The organism is Loktanella sp. F6476L, from assembly GCF_023015725.1.
Taxonomy (GTDB): domain Bacteria; phylum Pseudomonadota; class Alphaproteobacteria; order Rhodobacterales; family Rhodobacteraceae; genus Yoonia.
This window is the reverse complement of sequence record NZ_JALKAR010000012.1, coordinates 43,066-65,208: the sequence shown is the minus strand read 5'-3', so window position 1 is coordinate 65,208 and position 22,143 is coordinate 43,066. Positions and strand designations below refer to the sequence as shown.

Annotated in this window: 20 protein-coding genes; 14 read left to right on the top strand and 6 right to left on the bottom strand. The window is 55.7% G+C overall.

Annotated elements, in window-relative coordinates:
• The first annotated feature begins 34 nt into the window (after window positions 1-34).
• Complete coding sequence (denD, locus tag MWU61_RS17450) at window positions 35-979, top strand: D-erythronate dehydrogenase (protein ID WP_247129751.1); 945 nt, start codon at window positions 35-37, stop codon at window positions 977-979.
• 48 nt (window positions 980-1,027) lie between these two features.
• Here the strand turns inward: denD and MWU61_RS17445 are convergent, their stop codons facing one another.
• Together MWU61_RS17445 and MWU61_RS17440 are read right to left on the bottom strand one after the other, a co-directional pair.
• Window positions 1,028-1,600 carry a fasciclin domain-containing protein gene (locus tag MWU61_RS17445; protein WP_247129750.1) on the bottom strand — a complete coding sequence of 191 codons (573 nt, stop codon included), beginning with the start codon at window positions 1,598-1,600 and terminating at the stop codon, window positions 1,028-1,030.
• A 100-nt stretch (window positions 1,601-1,700) separates the two neighbouring features.
• Complete coding sequence (locus MWU61_RS17440) at window positions 1,701-2,729, bottom strand: substrate-binding domain-containing protein (protein ID WP_247129749.1); 1,029 nt, start codon at window positions 2,727-2,729, stop codon at window positions 1,701-1,703.
• Between the two features lie 226 nt (window positions 2,730-2,955).
• On the opposite strand from MWU61_RS17440, the gene MWU61_RS17435 reads away from it, so the two are divergent.
• The 5 genes from MWU61_RS17435 to ugpC all read left to right on the top strand — a co-directional run bounded on the left by MWU61_RS17435 (window position 2,956) and on the right by ugpC (window position 9,500).
• Window positions 2,956-4,218 (top strand): ABC transporter substrate-binding protein, encoded by a 1,263-nt coding sequence (locus tag MWU61_RS17435; RefSeq protein ID WP_247129748.1) that lies wholly within the window; start codon window positions 2,956-2,958, stop codon window positions 4,216-4,218.
• A 112-nt stretch (window positions 4,219-4,330) separates the two neighbouring features.
• Window positions 4,331-5,569, top strand: coding sequence for a sugar ABC transporter permease (locus tag MWU61_RS17430; RefSeq protein WP_247129747.1), 1,239 nt, complete (start codon window positions 4,331-4,333; stop codon window positions 5,567-5,569).
• Window position 5,570: 1 nt separating this feature from the next.
• On the top strand, window positions 5,571-6,722 hold the full coding sequence (locus MWU61_RS17425; protein WP_247129746.1) for a carbohydrate ABC transporter permease: 1,152 nt from the start codon (window positions 5,571-5,573) through the stop codon (window positions 6,720-6,722).
• A gap of 24 nt (window positions 6,723-6,746) precedes the next feature.
• A complete protein-coding gene (locus tag MWU61_RS17420) occupies window positions 6,747-8,399 on the top strand; it encodes an alpha-amylase family glycosyl hydrolase (RefSeq protein ID WP_247129745.1) in 1,653 nt (550 codons plus the stop codon).
• A 12-nt stretch (window positions 8,400-8,411) separates the two neighbouring features.
• The gene (gene ugpC, locus MWU61_RS17415; RefSeq protein WP_247129744.1) at window positions 8,412-9,500 is read left to right on the top strand and encodes a sn-glycerol-3-phosphate ABC transporter ATP-binding protein UgpC; all 1,089 of its coding nucleotides are present in this window, start codon (window positions 8,412-8,414) and stop codon (window positions 9,498-9,500) included.
• Window positions 9,501-9,560: 60 nt separating this feature from the next.
• Here ugpC and MWU61_RS17410 read toward each other — a convergent pair whose 3' ends face one another.
• From MWU61_RS17410 to MWU61_RS17400, 3 genes are all read right to left on the bottom strand, one after another.
• Window positions 9,561-9,860 carry a CcdB family protein gene (locus MWU61_RS17410; RefSeq protein WP_247129743.1) on the bottom strand — a complete coding sequence of 100 codons (300 nt, stop codon included), beginning with the start codon at window positions 9,858-9,860 and terminating at the stop codon, window positions 9,561-9,563.
• Window positions 9,860-10,090: a type II toxin-antitoxin system CcdA family antitoxin gene (locus MWU61_RS17405; protein ID WP_247129742.1), complete on the bottom strand. Its 231-nt coding sequence runs from the start codon at window positions 10,088-10,090 to the stop codon at window positions 9,860-9,862. Before MWU61_RS17405 ends, MWU61_RS17410 begins: the two co-directional genes overlap by 1 nt.
• 70 nt (window positions 10,091-10,160) lie before the next feature.
• A complete protein-coding gene (locus MWU61_RS17400) occupies window positions 10,161-10,832 on the bottom strand; it encodes a DnaA N-terminal domain-containing protein (RefSeq protein WP_281502243.1) in 672 nt (223 codons plus the stop codon).
• Window positions 10,833-11,334: 502 nt separating this feature from the next.
• Here MWU61_RS17400 and MWU61_RS17395 point away from each other — a divergent pair.
• The 8 genes from MWU61_RS17395 (at window position 11,335) to MWU61_RS17360 (ending at window position 20,384) form a co-directional block, all read left to right on the top strand.
• Entirely contained in the window at window positions 11,335-12,642 is a 1,308-nt protein-coding gene (locus MWU61_RS17395) for an AAA family ATPase (RefSeq protein ID WP_247129740.1), read from the top strand.
• Window positions 12,639-13,754 carry a ParB/RepB/Spo0J family partition protein gene (locus tag MWU61_RS17390; RefSeq protein ID WP_247129739.1) on the top strand — a complete coding sequence of 372 codons (1,116 nt, stop codon included), beginning with the start codon at window positions 12,639-12,641 and terminating at the stop codon, window positions 13,752-13,754. Before MWU61_RS17395 ends, MWU61_RS17390 begins: the two co-directional genes overlap by 4 nt.
• Window positions 13,755-13,853: 99 nt before the next feature.
• The gene (locus tag MWU61_RS17385) at window positions 13,854-14,510 is read left to right on the top strand and encodes a fumarylacetoacetate hydrolase family protein (RefSeq protein WP_247129738.1); all 657 of its coding nucleotides are present in this window, start codon (window positions 13,854-13,856) and stop codon (window positions 14,508-14,510) included.
• A 323-nt stretch (window positions 14,511-14,833) separates the two neighbouring features.
• Window positions 14,834-15,877, top strand: a complete 1,044-nt coding sequence (locus MWU61_RS17380) for a TRAP transporter substrate-binding protein (RefSeq protein WP_247129737.1) — start codon at window positions 14,834-14,836, stop codon at window positions 15,875-15,877.
• 82 nt (window positions 15,878-15,959) lie between these two features.
• A complete protein-coding gene (locus MWU61_RS17375; protein WP_247129736.1) occupies window positions 15,960-16,748 on the top strand; it encodes a TRAP transporter small permease subunit in 789 nt (262 codons plus the stop codon).
• Window positions 16,748-18,193, top strand: coding sequence for a TRAP transporter large permease subunit (locus tag MWU61_RS17370; protein WP_247129735.1), 1,446 nt, complete (start codon window positions 16,748-16,750; stop codon window positions 18,191-18,193). The genes MWU61_RS17375 and MWU61_RS17370 overlap by 1 nt, the downstream gene beginning before the upstream one ends.
• Window positions 18,194-18,211: 18 nt before the next feature.
• A complete protein-coding gene (locus MWU61_RS17365; protein WP_247129734.1) occupies window positions 18,212-19,666 on the top strand; it encodes an aldehyde dehydrogenase family protein in 1,455 nt (484 codons plus the stop codon).
• Window positions 19,659-20,384: an SDR family oxidoreductase gene (locus tag MWU61_RS17360; protein WP_247129733.1), complete on the top strand. Its 726-nt coding sequence runs from the start codon at window positions 19,659-19,661 to the stop codon at window positions 20,382-20,384. Before MWU61_RS17365 ends, MWU61_RS17360 begins: the two co-directional genes overlap by 8 nt.
• Window positions 20,385-20,402: 18 nt before the next feature.
• Here MWU61_RS17360 and gndA read toward each other — a convergent pair whose 3' ends face one another.
• Window positions 20,403-21,797, bottom strand: coding sequence for an NADP-dependent phosphogluconate dehydrogenase (gene gndA, locus MWU61_RS17355; protein ID WP_247129732.1), 1,395 nt, complete (start codon window positions 21,795-21,797; stop codon window positions 20,403-20,405).
• Window positions 21,798-22,143 lie beyond the last annotated feature (346 nt).

The following is a 22,143-nucleotide window of genomic DNA, read 5'->3' as shown; positions in this document are numbered from 1 at the left end:
CAACCCTACACGCTGACAAAAAAGAGTGAATACCATGACACGCATTTTTATCCTCGGTGGGGGCGGCATGATCGGCCAAAAACTGGCGGGTCAACTCTTGGCGGAAGATCCAAGCGCGGACATCACACTGCACGACATCGCGTTTCCGCCTAACGGCGTGGCTTGCAAACAGCAGACCGGTGACGTGTCCGACCCCGCGACAATGGCAGCGATCGCGCGGGAAAAATACGACACGATTTACCATCTCGCGTCTATCGTGTCAGGAGAAGCGGAACAGCAATTCACCAAAGGCTGGTCCACAAATCTGCACGCGATGATGAACCTGCTCGAAGGGTTGCGCACCGCAGGCCACTGCCCACGGATTGCCTTCACATCCTCAATCGCAGTGTTCGGCGGCCCCTACCCCGAAGTGATCACAGACGACTATCTGCAATCGCCACAAACCAGCTACGGGGCACAAAAACTGGCGTGCGAAGTCCTGCTCCAAGACTACTCCCGCAAAGGATTTGTCGACGGCATTTCGCTGCGACTACCCACAATCTGCGTGCGCCCCGGCAAACCAAACCTTGCTGCATCATCGTTCTTTTCGGGTATCATCAGGGAACCCTTAAACGGACAAGAGGCAATCCTGCCCGTGGACGACAGCACACGCCACTGGTTTGCATCACCCCGTGCGGCGGCAGGGTTCCTGATCCACGCAAGCCAACTGGATACGACAAAACTCAACGGGCGACGCGCGCTGAATTTACCTGGGATCAGCTGCACAGTGGCCGAACAAATCGAAGCCTTGCGCGACATCGCGGGTCAAGACGCCGTCAACCTGATCAAACCTGCACACGATCCGGACATCGCCAAAATCGTCGCAGGTTGGCCGCGCAACTTCGCACCATATCGCGCGAAAGAGCTAGGTTTCAAAGCCGAAACCAGCTTTGCCGACATCATCAAAACCTACATTGCCGAAGACATACCCCAAAAATGACGAAGGGCCGCGCAAACGCGCGACCCCAATTTCGTTATGTCCGTGTTCTTAGTTAGCTGGCGTCAAAACAGTATCAATCGTGTGGATGATCCCGTTTGATGCCTCAATCACATCGCCCAAAAGAATGGCGTCTTCAATTGTTCCAATATCGGTTGAAATCATCGGCATGTCTGACCGCATATCAATCAACAGATCAGCGCCTTCCAACGTATCCACCTGCATGATCGCATCATCAACAAACACCGTACCGGTGGTGTAACCTTCTGGGGCACCCACGTCTTCGGCAACCTCACCTGTGCTGAAATCAATCAGCGCGGGCACAACGTGTGCAGATACCAATGACCGCAATTCGTCTTGGTTTTCCGGCATCAACAAGCGTTCAACAGTGCCTTCCGGCAGGGCCGCGAAAGCCGCATCTGTTGGCGCAAAAATCGTAAAGCGGTATTCCGGCGTGGACAGGTAATCAACCAGACCAGCGGCATCAGCTGCGGCGACCAATGTTGTGAAAACCGGGGAACCGGCGGCATTTTCGACAACATTCAAATCCGCGTCGGCGGAAGCCGTTCCAGCGAATGCAGTTACAGTCAGTGCAGCAAAGGTCGTCTTTACAGCGTTCATCATATCAAATCTCCAAATGTGCCCCGCAGGGCGATTGGATGAAGAACGGCAAACCCGACAAAAGGTTCAGATTTTACACAACTAATTTGCAAAACCGCGCATCTTAGCCTCTAAAAACAGGCCCCGTCGACGTTCCGACAACCAGCTCTGCTTCCAGCAATTTATGCTGCGGCGGGCTGTCGGGATCGCCAATTTGATCCACCAGAATACGGGCGATCTGGCGGCCTGCTTCGCGCACGGACGACCGGACTGCGGTAAAGATCGGTACGGTTTGGCGATTGCTGAGGTAGGACAAATCATCGTCGTAGGCGATCAGCGACACCTCGCGGCCCAGCGTCAGTCCGGCCTCTTGCACAGCGCGGCGCGCACCAATCGCGGAAATCACGGACGACATCAGGAACGCGGTCGGCGGGGTTGGCAACGCCAGCATGGCCCGCACCGCGTCATACCCGTTTGCTTCGGTCATCTCGCCGCTGGTCATATAGGTCGGGTTCGGGGTCAGGTCGCGCGCCGTCAATGCAGCTTCAAAACCAGCGCGGCGCCGAAACGCAAAATCCATCGTTTCGTCGCCGTTAACCAGACCAATCCGTTCGTGGCCCAAATCCAGTAGAAACTGACCCGCCCGTTCGAACGCACGTTTGTTGTTCACATCGACCCAAGCATAAGGCGTGGTCACATCCGTTGCACGACCATGCACCACAAACGGCATCCCGATTTCGCGCAGCAACGCGATCCGGTCATCGTTCATCAGCGGGGCCTGCAACACGATACCGTCAACCGCGCCCTCGGATTGCAAACGTCGGAACAGCGATGCTTCCTGATCTGCGTCCGTAACGGTCAACGACAGGCTGTAGCCCAACGCGCCGCTTGTCTCTGTCACGCCCGCGACGAAATCCCCGAAGATCGGGTTTACCAACTGATCCTTGTTTGATGACGACAGCACATGACCGATATTGAACGACCGGCCAGTGGCCAATGCGCGGGCCCGTTTGTTGGGCTGGTAATTGAATTTCACCGCAGCATCGGACACGCGTTGACGGGTTTCAGCGCTCACCTCGGGGTAGCCGCCTAAAGCGCGACTAACCGTCGTCGGCGACAACCCCAACCGTCCAGAGAGTTCTTTCAGGTTCATCTATTTCACCAAAGCGCTTTCAATCATCGCTCGACTTTGGGCAATAAAAACACAGGGGTCAACGCATTTTTTGATCAAGCATCCAAAGTATGAACCATGTATACTTGAAAAAATCTGTTGACATACCCATCGGAATCGCACCTTTTAGCGGCATTCAAAACGCTTTGGTTAGCCACATTGGGAGATGTAGCAATTGAACAACCAAACGTTCACAAGGGAGAGATGAATGAAATCCGCACTTTATGCAGGAACCGCGCTTGTTGCTTTGACAGCATCTGCCGCTTCCGCTGAACAAATCACTGTTTTCGGCACGTGGCTCAGCCCGGAAGCTGAAATCGTTGAAGAAATCTTTGACATCTTTGAAGAACGCACAGGCCACGAAGTGTCCTACGTCGGCTCTGACAGCTTCGAACAGCAGGTTCTGATCGACGCCGAAGCAGGGTCCGCGCCAAACATTTCCATTTTCCCGCAGCCAGGCCTTGCAGCAGACATGGCGTCCCGTGGGTTCCTGACACCGCTGAAAGAAGGCTCCGCCGACTGGATTCGCGACAACTATGCGGCTGGTCAGTCTTGGGTTGATCTGGGCACATATGCTGACGAAAACGGCGACGACAACCTGTACGGCATGTTCTTCCGCGTCGATCTGAAGTCACTCGTTTGGTATTCACCTGAGAACTTCGAAGACGCAGGCTACGACATTCCAGAAACCATGGAAGACCTGATCGCGTTGTCCGACCAGATTGTCGCAGACGGCGGCACACCTTGGTGTATCGGTCTGGGTTCCGGTGCGGCGACAGGTTGGCCAGCGACTGACTGGGTCGAAGACATGATGCTGCGCACACAGCCACCAGAAGTCTACGACGCATGGGTTTCCAACGAATTGCCATTCGACAGCCCAGAAGTTGTCGGCGCAATCGAAGCATTCGGCACATTCGCATTGAACGATGATTATGTCGCTGGTGGTGCTGGTGCAGTTGCATCCACAGACTTCCGCGACAGCCCGAAAGGCCTGTTTGACAGCCCGCCACAGTGCTACATGCACCGTCAGGCGTCCTTCATTCCTGCGTTCTTCCCTGAAGGCACAGTTGTTGGCGAAGATGCAGACTTCTTCTACTTCCCAGCATATGAAGCAGCCGATCTTGGCAAGCCAGTTTTGGGCGCGGGCACATTGTTCGCCATCACAAACCCATCAGACGGCGCACAGGAACTCATCGAATTCCTGCGGGATCCAGCAGCACACGAAGTGTGGATGGGTTACGGCGGCTTCCTGACACCACACAAGGACGTTGATCCAGCGAAATTCCAAGACGACACATCCCGTGCGTTGAACGAAGTTCTGTTGAACGCGACAACATTCCGCTTTGACGGCTCCGACCTGATGCCGGGCGCTGTTGGTGCAGGTTCGTTCTGGACAGGCATGGTTGACTACGCAGGCGGCAAAGAAGCAGCCGAAGTCGCAGCTGGCATTCAGTCCTCTTGGCCTGAGTAAGACGATCACCACTCACGCGCTGGCCGATCCCTATCGGCCAGCGCACCCCGATTTTTCACGAAAAATCATCCGGATTTTCTAGAAAATTCGCAGTCCCTCGAAAGGTTTTGCAATGCATCCTGCCCTCCTCGGTTTGACGACGGTGATCCTCGGTGTGGGTGGCTGTCTGTTGTATTTCATCGGATCGAACATGATCCTCGACAAGGTCATCTTTCCGCAAAAAGCCGGTGATCAGGGCCGCAACATCAATCGCGCCAACATGATCCGCCCGTGGCTTTTCCTGTTTCCGGCCATGTTCGCGCTTGGCCTCTACCTTGGTTATCCCGTGATCGAGACGCTCCGGCTGTCTCTCACGTCCCGTGCCGCTAACGGTGCCTTTGTGGGCCTCGCCAATTACGAAAAGATGTTCGGCGACGCGAAATTCTGGGAAGCCATGCGCAACAACATGCTGTGGCTGATCATCGTGCCCGCCGCGTCCACAGCGTTTGGCCTGCTCGCCGCTCAGCTCACCGACCGTATCCGCTGGGGCAACATCGCAAAATCGTTGATCTTTATGCCCATGGCAATTTCCTTTGTAGGCGCGTCCGTGATCTTTAAACTGGTCTACGATACCCGTGCAGTTGACCAAGAACAGATCGGTATTCTTAACGCGATCTGGCTGAAATTCGACGGCGGGCTCGGGTCCATCCTGATGCTGAAAATCTTCCCTGCGTTCATCCTGCTCGGCTTTGCAGCACTCGTGGCTTACGCGATCAAAGCAGTGCTTTCGCCGCTGAAAAGCCGGCACATCCAAGAAAATGCAGCTTTCAAAGTCCTGCGCATCGCAGGTGCATTGATCGGCGCATACCTTGTCATCAAATCGTTCCTGTCCATCATCGCCCTGTTCACAACAACACTCACCTATGGTGAACCGCAAACATGGCTGACCATCCCGTTCTGGAATTCGTTCTTCCTGATGGTCGTGCTGATCTGGATCCAAACCGGCTTTGCCATGGTCATCCTATCGGCTGCCCTGCGCGGCGTGCCCGAAGAAACGGTAGAAGCCGCAATCGTCGATGGCGCAAACCCGTTCGAGGTTTTCTTCAAGATCAAAGTCCCGCAGATCATGGGCACCATCGTTGTGGTCTGGACCACCATCACGCTTGTCGTGCTCAAGGTGTTCGACATCGTCTACGCCATGACAAACGGGCAGTGGGAAACGCAGGTTCTTGCGAACTACATGTTCGACAAGCTGTTTCGCGCAAATGACTGGGGTGTCGGGTCCGCATCCGCAATCATCATCATGTTGCTCGTGTCCCCTATCCTGATCTGGAACGTCTACAACGCCCGTAAAGAAATGAAGGAACGCTAGGATGTCATCCATCGCAGGCACCAAATCATCCCTCACGTGGGCGGTTCACATCTCAACTGCGTTGCTCGTCGCGTTGTGGTTGTTCCCAACTGTCGGGCTTCTGGTTTCATCCTTCCGGACAGCCGACCAAATCTCTGGCTCAGGCTGGTGGAACGCCATGTTCCCATCCGTCCAAAACGTCGTCATTCGCGCCGCAGACCCTGACGATTTCCGCGAACAGCGAGGTGATCTGTATGTCGTTGAAGGCAACCTGTTCGATGGCGAAGGCGAAGCGGTAATCTCTGTCTGGGGTACATCATCCCGTGCTATTGACGTGAATAAAGCAGGCGAAACCGCAGACCTTGGCGACGGCGAAAGCTTCACTTTGCAGGCCAACGGCGACTACGTCTGGTCCGGCAATGACGACCAAATCTCGGGCCGTGCGCAACGTGTTTTCGCCACCGCCAAAGCACCACCCAAATTCACGCTCGGCAACTATGCCCAAGTCCTTTTCTCGGGCAGCAGCACCGACGGCATGGCAAAGGCGTTCTTTAACACCTTCACCGTGACGATCCCCGCAACCATCATCCCGATCATGATCGCGGCTTTCGCGGCTTACGCATTGGCATGGATGGATTTTCCGGGTCGCGCACTGCTCATTGCAATTGTTGTGGGCCTGCTCGTGGTACCACTACAACTCGCCCTCATTCCCCTTTTGAAACTGCATCTGAACATCGGGATTGGCAAAGGATATCTGGGGGTTTGGATGGCGCACACCGGCTTTGGGCTTCCGCTCGCAATCTATCTTTTGCGTAACTACATGATCGGCCTGCCGCGTGACATTATCGAAAACGCCAAAGTGGACGGTGCAACCGATTTCCAAATTTTCACGAAGATCGTGTTGCCGCTGTCCTTCCCTGCCCTCGCATCCTTCGGCATCTTCCAGTTCCTGTGGACTTGGAACGACCTGCTAGTGGCCAAGGTGTTCCTGATCGACGCTACCGGCGAAACAACAGTGATGACCAACCAGATCGTGGAACTGCTTGGCACACGCGGCGGCAACTGGGAAATCCTTGCGACTGCTGCCTTCGTGTCGATCGCCGTCCCGCTGGTCGTCTTCTTCTCAATGCAACGCTTCTTGGTACGCGGCCTGCTCGCCGGTTCTGTGAAGTAAGACCCCGAATTTCAGAGACTAACTATGACGAAAATGGAAAAACTGACCGTGACAAACTCCATTACCAAAGACCCAGATTGGTGGCGCGGCGCGGTCATTTACCAAATCTATCCGCGCAGCTTTCAAGACAGCAACGGCACCGGAACGGGTGACCTAAAAGGCATCGCCAACCGCCTGCCGCACATCGCAAACTTGGGCGCGGACGCGATCTGGATTTCGCCGTTCTTCAAATCCCCGATGGCCGATTTTGGCTATGACGTCAGCGATTACTGCGACGTGGACCCGATGTTCGGCACGCTCGCTGACTTCGATTACATGATCGAAACGGCGCATAATCTTGGCCTGAAGGTGATGATCGACCTCGTCCTGTCACACACATCTGACAAACACGCATGGTTCGAAGAATCCCGCATCAGCCGCGACAACAACCGCCACGACTGGTACGTCTGGTCCGATCCGAAACCGGACGGCACGCCGCCAAATAACTGGCTGTCGATCTTTGGCGGCTCGGCTTGGCAATGGGACGCGCGGCGCGAACAATATTACCTGCACAATTTCCTGACATCGCAGCCCGATTTGAACTTCCACACTCCGGCCGTTCAAGACGCATTGCTGGACGTGGCGCATTTCTGGCTGGAACGCGGCGTCGACGGTTTCCGGCTAGACACGATCAACTTCTACGTCCACGATGACCAGTTGCGCGACAACCCTGCCTTGCCAGCGGACAAACGGAATTCGACAATCGCCCCGTCCGTGAACCCCTATAACCACCAGGAACACCTGTATTCCAAGAACCGCCCCGAAAACTTCGCCTTCCTGCGCAAACTACGGGCAGTCATGGATAAATACGGCGCAGCGGCCGTTGGCGAAGTTGGCGACGCGCAACGTGGGCTCGAAATCATGGGCGAATACACCGCCGGCGATGATCTGATGCAGATGTGCTACGCGTTCGAATTTCTCGCGGCCAACCAACCCACCGCCGCCCGCATCGTCGAAGTTCTGCAAAAGGTCGACGACGTCGCCGCCGACGGCTGGGCCTGCTGGGCATTCTCAAACCACGACGTTGTCCGCCACGTTTCGCGCTGGAACCTGTCAGACGCAGCAACGCGGACCATGGCCACACTGATCATGTGCCTGCGCGGATCGGTCTGCATTTACCAAGGCGAAGAACTGGGTCTGACCGAAGCGGACGTCGCATTCGAAGATCTGCAAGACCCTTACGGCATCGAATTCTGGCCCGAATTCAAAGGCCGCGACGGGTGCCGGACGCCTATGGTCTGGGAAAACAGCAACCAAAACGGCGGCTTCTCAGAGGCCACACCTTGGTTGCCTGTGTCCGACGCCCATCTACAGAACAACGTCGCCACCCAAACCGACGATCCCGACGCGATGCTGCACCACTACAAAGCGGCGATTGCCTTGCGCCACGCCCACCCTGCCCTCGCGTCCGGCACGCATGACAACCTGACCCATACCGGTGACGTGCTGCATTTCACCCGCGACCATGATGGCGAAACAATCTTCTGCGCCTTCAACCTCTCTGATGGTCCCGCCACGATCACCTTGCCCGCAGGCAATTGGGCACAGATCGGGCAAGACCTGCACAGCGCCGATGTCTCCGGCAAAACCGTCACGCTTGGCGCTTGGCAGCCTTGCCTGGCTCTACGTACTTCATAAGGAAACACCGCAATGGCTGATCTCAAACTCACGGATGTTGAAAAGACCTACGGCGGCGCGGTCAATGTGCTGAACCACATCGATCTGGACATCAAAAAGGGTGAACTCATCGTCTTTGTTGGGCCTTCAGGTTGCGGAAAATCGACCCTATTGCGGATGATTGCGGGCTTGGAAAGCATTACGGGCGGCACATTGGAAATCGACGGCGAGGTCGTGAACAACGTCCCGCCAGCCCAACGCGGCATCGCGATGGTGTTCCAATCTTACGCGCTCTACCCGCACATGACCGTCCGCGATAACATGGCCTTCGCATTGAAACTGGCCAAAAAACCGCAAGCGGAAATCGACGCGGCGATTGGTAAGACCGCCAAGATTCTCCAGCTTGATGAATACCTTGACCGTCTGCCAAAAGCACTATCAGGCGGACAACGGCAACGTGTCGCGATCGGCCGCTCGATTGTGCGCGACCCAAAGGTCTACCTGTTCGACGAACCGCTTTCCAACCTCGATGCAGGCCTCCGGGTCGCAACGCGGATCGAGATCGCGCAGCTCAAAGAATCCATGCCAGACAGCACCATGATCTACGTGACCCACGATCAGGTCGAAGCAATGACGCTCGCCACCCGCATCGTTGTGCTTGCGAACAAAGGGATCGCACAAGTCGGCACGCCACTCGAACTTTATGAACGGCCCGAAAACGAATTTGTGGCGCAGTTCATCGGGTCCCCCTCAATGAACCTCCTCCCTGGTAAGATCGTCGAAACTGGCGATATCACCACAGTCGCGCTCGACGGGGGCGGCACAGCGCGGTCCGCGGTGCCGACGCAAGCAGCCGACAAGGGCCTGCAGGTCAACGTCGGCGTCCGCCCCGAGGACATGGTCATCACCGACAGTGACCCGCTTTACACCGGCACCGTCAATTTTTCCGAAGCGTTGGGCGAAGTCACCCTGCTCTACTTCGATACGGTGGGTGAAGAAGCATCCGTCATCGCGAAACTACCGGGCATCCACACGGATACGCGCGGCAACACGCTGCAGTTCAATGCAGACCCTAAAAAGGTGCAAATCTTCCATAATGGCAAATCGCTCTACTATCGCTAGGGCACCGGACCTCGGCTTCTTTGGGGTTTTTTAAATCCCGAGGGTCAGGGGGCTGGCCCCCTAGAATCCTTGCATCAAGAAATCCACAGCATCGGTTATCTGTGCGGCCTCGTCGCGCAGGTCGCCCACACATGTTTTCAACGCAGCCCGTGGAACAGCGGCCATATATTGCGTGACCAACACATGTTGTGCACCGCCAATATCAAAAACAGGGTTCAACCGCCGTGCAGGCGGCGGTGCGTCGTCGATTGGCATCAGCGGCACAGTGATCCGCGTGTTCAGCGCGTCCAGTAGATCCGCTTGCAAATCAACGACATAGCCAGCGACGCCGCTGACCTCATACACATCAAACCGCGCCACTAGAACTGGCGGAACTTATCTAACGGCAGGCCCTGCGCCTCGACATAGGCATTGCTGCCCGCGATGGCCGCTTGGTTCTCTGCCAGCCACTGTGCGCCCTTTGCAGCGGCCACAGCGGCGCGCAGGCCCTCCTCCGCAGCACGTGACAGGTTCACGTCCAATGCACGGGCTTCGTCCAGTAATGAACGGTCCAGCGACAGGTTTGTGGGTTTACGTGTTTGAATATTCATAAGGCATAATACCAAACATCAGCTATGCGCGTCAATCATGCGCATAGCGACGATACAGCCTTGTTAGAGACTAATGTTGAACAACGATCTTCGCGACACTCGGATCAATTCGGCGTAAAATGACCAGCAATCGTGCCGACAGATTCGTCGCAACGTAGGTAGCGTGGAACCGCGATGGGGCCATCACGGTCAACTGACCCGCCTCATATCCGACGACCGTCAGCTTCTCGACCCACGCAGCAAAGCCGGCTTCGTCTTGTGCATGAAACACAGACTGCGCCTCTGCCCACAACGTGCCGTCGTTCACTGGTGCTGCAACAGGACGCAGTGGAACAACATTCGCGGCAACGGGGTCTTCGCTCTGCCCGGGCTGAACACGCGCCACGAAATCCGGACCAATCGCAGCCCACGCGGGTTTCGTATCCATCATAATCTGATCAAGCGCGATCCCGTGCATCGCCACCCTGCCCCGCGCCGCTGCGCGTTTTTCCACGAGCCAGCCAAGACTGCGCAGCTTCGCCATCTCGCGTTTCACAGTCCGCGTATCAACGTCCCAAAGCTTCGCGATCTCGGCTTGGCCCATCGTCAATTCGTCGCGCTGCCAATTATACCGCGTCGTGATCAGCGCCATCAGCCGCATGATCAATCTCTGCTTATGCTTGTCCTGACGCAACCCATGCGCCAACATCGCGGAGAGAATATCGTATTTCTTCGTCGCGGCGTCACGCCCGACGGGTTTCATCACCAACACGATTGGTGTCTCCTGCTCTGCGACCGCCGTTAGGTCGTTTCTTATATCGTGGGATCTTGTGTCCCCTTGGACCGGTCCCAGACGTTTCCCAACGCTGTTCCGGTGATTGGATGTATTTGCGTCCGAAGCGTCGATTCTGTCAAGGGATTTATCCACAGGACGTGCAAAGCGATCTTACTCTTACCCAAATATTTATATTTGAATTAGGTATTTTGGTAATAGGTGACACCCTGTGTGTCACCCTATGGATATCTTTTGTCACCCCAATGATGCAGTCTCTAACTTGGGTGTCCCCTCAATTTGGTCTCCGGGGCGGTATTGCGGATTGCCTACTGAGCCCGATTCTCTCCATGCTCCGATTCGCCAGCAAACGTTGGGGTTTCTCCTGATTTTGACGTTTTGCAGTTTTCAGTAAAAACCATTTTACGAATTGTGCAAATTCAGCGTAAATACGGAATACGCAGTTTTTTACGTCCCGAAGAAGGCCGACACCATGTTTACCCACGAAGATCTGGCAAACCTCCAGTCCAAATCCCTAAAGATGCAAAGCTTCATCCGGCAGCAGACATTCTCGCCCGAGAATGAAAAGTCGCTCCGCCGCTTCTCCAGCTGGGAGGTGTCAGAGCTGATCTTCAAGATCAATCAATCCACCTTTCGTGGCCGGCTTGCCGCAGAACCCGATCTTCCCGGTGGGGAGGTCGAACCAGATGGTCGCCAAAGATGGTTTAGCCTTGATGAGATCAACGAACTGCGGCGTAAAATGAAGATTAACCGCAAATCCCTGATGCCCAAACGTCCCGCTGGCAAGCGCGCGTTTCGCGTCGCTATTGCGAACTTCAAAGGGGGCGCGGGTAAATCGACCGTTGCCCTTCACCTTGCCCATGCTTCTGCGCTCGACGGTTACCGTGTGCTTTGCGTCGACTTCGATCCGCAAGCCACGTTGTCGCATTCGATGGGCCTGAACGACGTTGCCGAAGATCACACCGTTTGGGGCATCATGGCCCGTGATCTGGTGCGTGAAACCGACCGGATGAATAACGCCGTGCAAGGTGCCGAAAGCGGCACCGCCCTGCCCCAGCGCCGCATCCCGTCCAGTATTCGTGACATGGGTCTCGACACGCTACGCGTCACCGACTTTATCAAACCGACTGCTTGGCCCACCATCGACGTGATCCCAAGCTGCGCCAACGCCGCTTTCGTTGAATTCGCGTCGGCCCAGTACCGCCACCTGAACCCTGAATGGACGTTTTTCGCGGCTGTCTCGCGTTACCTCGATAGCTTGCCGGACGACGCCTACGACCTCATCGTTTTCGATTGCCCGCCCGCGATTGGCTATCAGTCGATGAATGCGGTCTTTGCGGCCGACATGCTTTATGTGCCGTCCGGTCCGGGCTACTGGGAATACGACAGCACCACGTCATTCATCGGCCAGCTTTCCGAAGCTTTGGGCGATCTGACGGAAGGCTTCGGCGCCAAACTGCCCGCAGGGAAAACGTCGCTGCCGAAGTCGTTCGCCAACATCAAATTCCTAATGACCCGCTACGAGCCGGGCAATGATTTGCACCGTGCGATGTATGATGCTTTCCGCAAGGTTTTTGGCGAACACTTGGCCGAACACCCGATCGAAATGACGCGGGCTGTGGAGCAATCGGGTCGCTTTCTCAGTTCGGTCTATGAAATCGACTACCGCGATATGACACGCGAAACATGGCGTCGGGCCCGCGATACGTTTGATCGGGCCTACCTTGAATTCAAGGACAACGTTTTGGCCGCGTGGGATGAATTGGAGGATGACCAATGAGTAAGAAACGCCGTGTCTTTGACATCGACCTGCCTGACGATCCGATAGCCGATGATCAGACCTTCCCCGCGGGGAAGGTTTCAAATAATGAAACCAAACGGCGTGGCCCCATGGCCGCCGCGATCACCGAAAACGCCGACAGCGTGCGAGATCGGACGGAAGTCGAAGCGCAGATCAGGGCCGAGAATGACAAGCTTGCGCATGAACATGTGCGGTTGAAACGGCTTGGGTTGATCACGGATTTGATTCCACTCGACCAAATCGAAACTTATAAGCTGACGCGCGACAGATCGCCGGGCGATGATTTCGAGCTGAAGGAACTGGTCACGTCGATCAAGGATATTGGGCTGTCGAACCCAATTCGGGTCGAGCCGCGCGCTGATGGTAAGTTCGAATTGGTTCAAGGGTTCCGCAGGCTTGCCGCGTACAAGGCGCTGTTGGCTGAGACAAATGATGCGGGCGCTTACGGCAGTATTCCGGCGGCGATCTTTGCACAGGGCGAAACTTTAGAGACGTTGTATCGCCGCATGGTGGACGAGAACCTTGTGCGCAAAGATATCTCGTTCGCTGAGATGGCGAAGCTCGCGATTTCTTACGCTGCTGATCCTGACACTGAAGTACATGATGCGGACAAAGCCGTCGCTGCGCTGTTCCAATCAGCTAGCTATCAGAAGCGCAGTTATATCCGGACCTTTATCAAATTGATCGAACCACTGTGGAAGGACCTGCGATTTGCAGAGGATATTCCGCGTGCGCTTGGCGTTGCGGTAGCCCAACAGATTGAAGATGTCCCTGGAACGGTGCGTGCCATTCAGGCCGAATTGAAGGACTGGGATAACCGATCTGTCGCGGATGAATTGGACGTGCTGCGTCGGTTCACTGGCGGGCAAGAGTCAGCGAAACCACGTAACTCCACGAAGCCGAAGCCGAAGCCTGCGCCAGCAGGTGCGGTCAAAGCCAAAACATCGTTCCAAATGCGCAGACCGCAGGGGCAAGTCAAATGCGTGGCTGGGGCAGGGCGGTTAGAGATCAGGTTGGATAAGGATTTCTCGACCGTTGATCGCCGCAAGCTGGAAATGGCGGTGCAAGCGCTGCTTGATAAACTCGATTGAGTTTCAACATATGAAACCTTCCCCGCGGGGAAGGTTTTTTCGTTAGTGCCTAAGAATAGGCCCTAAACCGCATAATAGAGACGTAGTAAGGTCATTCTGATGTCATATATCTTTCCTCCATCACCTGTTCAAACACTGCCGATTGTCGGTACTGATCTGCTTTTTCCAGTGCGTCGCATCTTCTGTGTGGGTCGCAATTACGTCGCTCACGCCACCGAAATGGGCGGTGAAGTCGACCGCGAAGCACCGTGGTATTTTACCAAATCTACCACGGCTCTGGCGCAAAGCGGGCAGACGCTACCCTACCCGCAGGGCACCCAGAACTTCCATCATGAGATTGAATTTGTCGCGGCTCTTGGTGAAGACGCGTCTGTCTTTGGTTATGCCTGCGGGCTTGATATGACCCGCCGCGATCTGCAGCAGGTCGGCAAAGATAACCGCCGGCCATGGGATCTTGGTAAGGACCTTGAAAACGGTGCGGTGATCGGGGCGATTACACCTGCCAAGTCGTTCGGAAAGGTCGCAGATCAAACCATCATGTTGGACGTGAATGGCGTCCGCAAACAGACGGGACTGCTGTCCGAAATGGTGTGGTCTGTGCCCGAAATCATCGCGCATCTGTCGGGCTATTATCACCTTGGGGCGGGCGACATCATCATGACAGGCACGCCGTCTGGGGTTGGACCTGTGGGCACGGGTGACGTGCTGCATGGTGCCGTTGATGGGCTGGCGCCGGTGGATATGACGCTGGTGTAACCGGATGATTCGCGCGGAATTCAGTCCACCCGCTAGAAATGTTGCCTGGAAACAGCGGATTTTATAGCGTATTTATTAATGTATGCGCAAAATGCGTGTCATGTCTTGATTACTAGCAAATAAACGGGCTAGCCTTTGTCCACCGTGTGGGAGCGCGGTGAGGAGAAGGATCGGAACGACCTCTCTGAAAACTTTTGTATTGATTTTGGTAAAGCTTTCGAACCAATTTGATGCATAACAAAGTGAAGCCCGATGATTTGGTCGCTTATCGGTGCAGTCAAAATGACCATTTGGCCTCGCGGTCATTCCTAGGGAGGAAAACAATGAAAACGACACTGACAGTTGCAGCCTTGGGCGCAACAATGCTGACGTCTGCTGTGCAGGCGCAAGACACCATCGAAATGACATCCGCCTTCGGGTCGAACCTGCCAATCCTCGGTACGGCTGGCGTCGACTTTGTGTCAAAGATCAACAGCATCTCAAGCGAAGTGCAATTCGAACATTTTGATCCGGGCAAGCTGGTGCCAACGCTCGAAGCTCTGGACGCTGTGTCCAATGGGTCCGTCGACGCGGCCTACACGACATCCGGCTATTGGCAGGGTAAGATCACATCCGCATCGCTGTTCGCGGCTGTGCCATTCGGCCCAGAAGCAGGCGAATTCCTTGGCTGGATTCTGTACGACGACGGTGCCGAACTGTGGCAAGGCATGTACGACAACGCGGGTTACGACGTGAAGGTTCTGCCGTGCGGGATCATCGCGCCGGAAACATCCGGTTGGTTCAAGAACGAAATCAATTCCGCGGCTGACCTTGAAGGTCTGAACATGCGCTTCTTCGGCCTTGGTGCGGAAGTGATGCAACGTTTGGGTGTGTCCACGTCGCTGCTGGCGGGTGGTGACATCTTCCCGGCATTGGAACGCGGAGCGATTGACGCAACTGAATTCTCAATGCCGCTGATCGATGCGCGCTTGGGCTTCTACAAGATCGCGCAGTACAACTATTTCCCTGGTTGGCACCAGCCATCCACATTGTTCGAACTGCTGGTGAACATCGACGTTTGGGATGACATGTCCGAAACAGCGCAGAACCAGATCGAAGTGGCCTGCTTGGCCAACATCACCACCAACTTTGCGGAAGGTGAAGCCAAGAACTTTGATGCGATGGTCGACAACGTTGAAAACAACGGCGTGACGATCAAGCAATGGGATCCAGAAATGCTGGACCTGTTCGAAAGCAACTGGAACGAAATCGCACAAGAACTGGCTGCAGAGGACGAATACTTTGCGACTGTTTGGGCTGACCTGTCAGAGTACCGTGAAGGGTACAAAAACTGGGCCACAAACATCTACCTGCCACGCGACCGGTAAACCGCGTTTCAGAGTCTAAAAAAGGGCGGCGGCATCATGTATTGGTGCCGCCGTCGTCTCGGGCAGGGGAGAGCAAGAGCAGATGACAGACACGAATACACCACTTAGCGTCGAAGAGGTCCTCGCAATCAGCGACCCCGGCGAAGTGAACCGCGCAACACACACCAAAATCGACCGGCTCGTGATCAACGTCGGCAATGTCATCGCGTGGGCGTTCCCGCTGCTGATGGTTGCGATCGTGGCACAGGTATTGTTGCGCGCGAACGGGCATAACCAAGCATGGTTGGACGACCTGCAATGGTGGATTTATGGCGTCGCCATGTTGGCCGCGTTTGGCTATGCGATCACCACATCAAGCCACGTGCGCGTGGATATTTTCCACCAGAATTATTCCGACACGAAGAAGGCCAAGATCGAGGCGGCGGCAATCGGCTGGCTTCTCTTGCCGTTTATCGCACTGATGACCGACGTGATGTCCCATTACGCATGGGCGTCTATCGAGTCAGGCGAAGGCTCAAGCAGCCCGAATGGCCTTCATAGGCTCTATATCCTGAAAACATCGCTGCCGTTCTTGTTCGCGTTGGCATGGCTTGCAGGCTATTCCACCTTCAAGAAAAACCTCGCCGTTTTCAGCAAAACGGGTCTCGCCAAACAGTTGATCTGGTTGTTTCCAACGGCCGTCTTCATGGGTTGGCGGTTCATTCATTACATTCTGTACTGGGCGATTTTCTTCACCGACGATGAAATCCGCGCGCGCCGCATCACCCGCGAGTACGAGATTTTCGAATATGCGATGTACATCTCATTGGCGATTGTTGTCGCCTTGATCGTCATCGGTCTTGTGACCTCGCGCCGGAAAGGTGACGTGTAATGCAGTTGCTGTCTTTAATTTCCTTTTTGGACCTGAACCAATGGATGGTTTTGGCCATGTTTGGCGTGTTTATCGTCATGCTGTTTCGTGGGATTCCGGTGGCTTTTGCCCTTGTTGGTGTCTCTTTGGTGTTCATCATCATTGCGATCTTCATCCTTGATCCGAACCGTGATGCGATCCGAGAATACATTGCGTTTGATGATACGCGGATCGAATATCGCAAGCTGTTCGCGAACTCTGGTCGGTTCTTTGGCGGGACGATCCAGAACCCTGTTCTGGTCGCATTGCCGATGTTTATCTTCATGGGGCTGATGCTGGATCAATCCGGTGTGGCGCAGCGGATGATGCAGTCGATGCAGGTGTTGTTTGGCGCATTGCGGGGCGGGCTTGCCTTGTCGGTGATGTTGATCGGGATCATCCTTGCCGCATCCACTGGCGTCATTGGCGCATCCGTTGTTTTGCTGGGCGTCATGGGCCTGCCAACTATGACCGCGCAGGGCTATTCTAAAGAAGTCGCAACTGGAACAATCGCCGCATCGGGCACATTGGGGATCCTGATTCCTCCGTCGATCATGTTGGTGATTATGTCGGATCAGTTGGCGATTTCGCTGGGTGATCTGTTCATGGGGGCGTTGTTCCCGGGGCTGTTGTTGGGCGGTTTGTATATCACGTTCCTGATCATCTACGGATTGGTGAAGCCTGACGCCATGCCTTTGCCGCAGAACCGTGAACCCGTAACGATGAAGGTCGTGGGCGACGTTGCATTGTCGGTCGTCCCGCCACTTGCGTTGATTTTGCTTGTGTTAGGGTCGATATTTGTCGGTTTCGCCACGCCAACCGAAGCGTCTGGTCTGGGTGCGATGGGTGCGATGTTGCTCGCGATAATGAACCGCAAACTGACGGGGCGCACGTTTCTGGATGTGATGCGGCAGACGTTGAACACGGCGGGTTACATCGTGGGGATTTTCATCGCCGCAAACTTCTTTGCCTACGTGCTGCGCCTTTATGGCGGTGACGAGATTATTGAACATATGATCCTTGGGTCGTCCGACAATCCACAGGTCGTTGTGTTCTTTATCCTGCTGCTGATCTTTGCGCTTGGGTTCTTGTTGGACTGGATCGAGATCACGTTGATTATCATGCCGCTGATGCTGCCTGTGATCTTGGGCCTTGGTCTGGATATCAACGGCTATGGTGTGATCGACAGCCCTGAAGTCGTCTGGTTCGCGATCCTTGTGGCTGTGACCTTGCAGACGTCGTTCCTGACGCCGCCTGTTGGCTTTGCGCTGTTCTACCTGAAAGGCGTTTGTCCGCCAGGTGTCACGTTGGGCCATATTTACCGCGGTGTGATCCCGTTTGTGCTGTTGCAGTTGTTCGGCTTGTTCTTGGTGTTTGAATTCCCCGCACTTGTCACTTGGCTGCCAGCCGTGGCTTATGGAAACTAGTTAACTGGAGTTTTCAAGATGACCCTGCGCCCCCTGAACATAGACCCTAACAAGTGTTTTATCGGGGGGGCGTGGGTTAACGCGCTTGGTGGTGGTACGCTTGATCTGATGAACCCGTCAGATGGGTCTGTTCTGTGCAAAATTGCGCGTGGCGATGCCGTCGATATTGATCGCGCCGTTGGTGCCGCTGGTGCGGCATTGGCAGGGGAATGGGGTCAGGCGACTGCTTCGGAACGGGGCAGGGTGCTAGCGAAAATTGGCAGGCTTGTGCTCGAGAATATCGACGAATTGGCCACGTTAGAGTCTATGGACGTTGGTAAACCGCTGACGCAGGCACGTGCCGATGTTGTGGCGTTGGCCCGTTACATGGAGTTTTACGGTGGCGCTGCGGACAAGGTGCACGGCGAAACGATCCCGTATTTGGATGGCTACACAGTCTATACGCTGCGCGAACCGCATGGTGTCACTGGGCATATCATCCCGTGGAACTACCCGATGCAGATCATTGGCCGTTCCGTTGGGGCGGCGTTGGCGATGGGCAATACCGGCGTTTTGAAACCAGCGGAAGAGGCGTGTTTGACCGCACTCGCCTTTGCCGAAATCGCACGTCAGGCGGGGTTGCCGGACGGCGCGTTGAACGTGGTGCCCGGATTGGGCGCAGAGGCGGGTTCGGCGCTGACGAAACACCCGCGCGTGCGCCATATCTCTTTCACAGGCTCTGTCGGCGTGGGCAAATTGATCCAAGAAGTCGCGGCTGCACATGTGGTGCCAGTGACGTTGGAACTGGGCGGGAAATCCCCGCAATTGGTTTTTGACGATGCTGACGTTGACGCGGCTTTGCCGTTCTTGGTGAATGCGGGGATACAGAATGCGGGGCAGACATGTTCGGCGTCGTCACGTATTTTGGTGCATCGGTCTCGGTTCGATGAAGTCGTGATGAAGATGGCCGCAAAGTACCGCGATTTGCGGGCAGGGCCTGCGTTGGACGATCATCATATTGGGCCGCTGGTTTCGATGCGGCAGAAGGAAATCGTCGACGAGTTTATCGCCAAAGGCCATGATCTTGAAATCGCCGCACGTGGCGAGATAATTGACGGCGCGCCAAGCGGTGGCGCCTATGTGACGCCGACGCTTTTTGCAGATGTGGACCCCGGACATACGCTGGCGCAGGACGAGATTTTCGGACCTGTTCAGGTCGTCATTCCGTTTGATGATGAAGCGGAGGCTGTGGCGATTGCGAATGGCACCGACTTTGGTTTGGTCGCATCGGTCTGGTCGCAGGACGGGGCGCGTCAGATGCGGCTGGCGAAGCAATTACGTGCTGGTCAGGTGTTCCTGAACAACTACGGGGCAGGGGGCGGTGTTGAGCTGCCATTTGGTGGCACGGGCCTTTCTGGTCATGGACGCGAAAAAGGGTTTGAGGCCCTGTATGGATTTTCAACATTAAAGACGGTGGCGGCATATCATGGGTGATAGATTGAACGGCAAGGTCGCGATTGTGACCGGCGGTGCGTCAGGGTTTGGTGCGGGGATCGTGGCAAAGTTTCTGGCCGAGGGTGCCAAGGTTATGATCGCCGATCTGAATATCGACGGTGTTGCGAGCGAGGCTGCGAAGACCAATGTTGCGGTTAACGATGACGTCGCTGCGATGGTTGAACAGACACTAAAGGTGTTCGGTAGGGTCGATATTCTGGTTAACAACGCAGGTACGACCCATCTGCCTGCGCCGATGGAAGACGTGACCGAGGATGATTTCGATAAGGTATTCGCCGTCAATTGTAAGTCGGTTTATCTAACGGCGAAACACATCGTCCCATTGTTCAAAGCCCAAGGGTCGGGATGTATTCTGAACGTCGCATCGACCGCAGGCGTGTCACCCCGTCCGCGGTTGAATTGGTACAACGCCAGCAAGGGATGGATGAACAACGCGACCAAAGGCATGGCTGTAGAGCTCGCTCCCGAAGGCATCCGCGTGAATGCGATTAACCCTGTTGCGGGGGACACGCCGTTGCTGAAATCATTCATGGGGGACGATACGCCAGAGGTCCGCGCAAAGTTTCTGTCGACGATCCCGATGGGTCGCTTTTCGACGCCTGAAGATATGGGGAACGCGGCCTGTTATTTGTGTTCGGACGAGGCGAGCATGGTGACAGGCGTTTGCATGGAAGTGGACGGCGGGCGCTGTATCTAGGCCCGCCGCGCAATTCGTTTAGTCAGCCCAAGGGCCGTGGTGGTCTTTGCCGTCGACGCCGAATTTCGCAAAGCCGTGACGCCCGAAATAATCGCGCTGACCTTGGATCATGTTCGCTGTGCCGCGCTTGGTACGCATGGCGTCGAAATAGGTGATGCCAGAAGACAGCGCAGGCATCGCGACACCGCCCAATGCACCTGCTGCCACGACTTCGCGCAGTGCTTTGTGGTTGGCTTTCAGGTAGTCCGCGAAGACCGGCGCGAACATCAAGTTGCGGTCCGGATTTTCGCCCAAGGCCGTCGCCATATCGTCGAGCATTGCAGAGCGGATGATGCAGCCCGCGCGCCAGTTCTGCGCAATTGAGGGCAGGGGCAGGGACCAACCGTAGCTGTCGGACGCAGCTTCAATCATGGTGAAGCCCTGCGCGTAGCACAACACTTTGCCAGCGATCAGCGCCTGTTCGAGTTGGTCGAGCGTGATGGAGTCGATTTTCTGCGGGGCAGTGCCGAACAGGTCTTCGCCAGCGGCGCGTTCGTCCATGCGCGATGACAGGTTGCGGGCGACAACGGCAGCTTCGATCGCGGGGATCGGTGCGGCGAGGTGCTGTGCCTCGATTGCCGTCCAACGACCTGTGCCTTTCTGACCCGCTGCATCGACGATGATGTCGAGCATGGCTTTGCCGGATGCCGGATCAGTCGCTTTTGCGACCTCGCCCGAGATTTCGATCAGGTAGGACGCGAGCGGGCCTTCGTTCCAGCGTGCGAATGTTGCGCCGATTTCCGCAGCTGACATGCCCATGCCGTCGCGCATCACGCCGTAGACTTCAGCGATCATCTGCATGTCGGCGTATTCGATGCCGTTGTGCACCGCTTTGACGAAGTGGCCGGCGCCTTCTTCGCCCATGTAGGTCGCGCATGGTTCGTCTTGGAATTTTGCGCTGATGGCTTTGAGGATGTGTTCGACACGGTCCCAATATTCGCGCTTGCCGCCGCCCATGATGGCCGGACCGAAACGCGCGCCTTCTTCGCCGCCTGACACGCCGATGCCGAGGAATGGTGCCGTCGCTTCGCGGGCGCGGCGGTTGGTGTCGTGGAAAAGCGCGTTGCCGGCGTCGATGATTAGGTCGTCGTCATCAAGCAATGGGCGCAGGGCCGCGATCTGTTGGTCAACCGGATCACCAGCGGGCACCATCAGAATGATCGCGCGCGGTTTGGCAATCGCCGCGACGAAGTCTTCCAGCGTTTCGGTTGGCGTGATTTTGGCTGCAAGTTCGCCTGCGGTCGCATGGAATTCATTGGTGACTGACGTGGTCCGGTTAAAAACCGCGATGTCAAAGCCGTTGTCAGCGATGTTCGATGCGAGTGCGGCACCCATTGTGCCAAGGCCGATCAGGCCGATTTCTGCGGTGCTCATGATGGGACATATCCGTGTGAGGGCAAGACTGTAGGCAACGGTATACAACACAGGGCGGTGGGGTCCACCGAAACCCCTTGGGATACTCTCAACCGTTCGAAAATGGTTAACGTAAGGTCCATGATTGGGGTGACGCAGGGGTGCACCGCCTGCAACTCAATTACCAATTGTGCCTGTTTTCTCTTGATCGCCCGAATTGAACATGTTTCGTTTACCGCAAATTAAGAAATGCTTTTCCGTGGGGGGTGCCGTGTTAAGTTCGTTTGTGAAGCCAAAAAGCTATTGCATGACCAAAAGTGCGTGCTTTGACGTGATATCGCCGCGTAGAGCGTTTTCTCAAACGGAA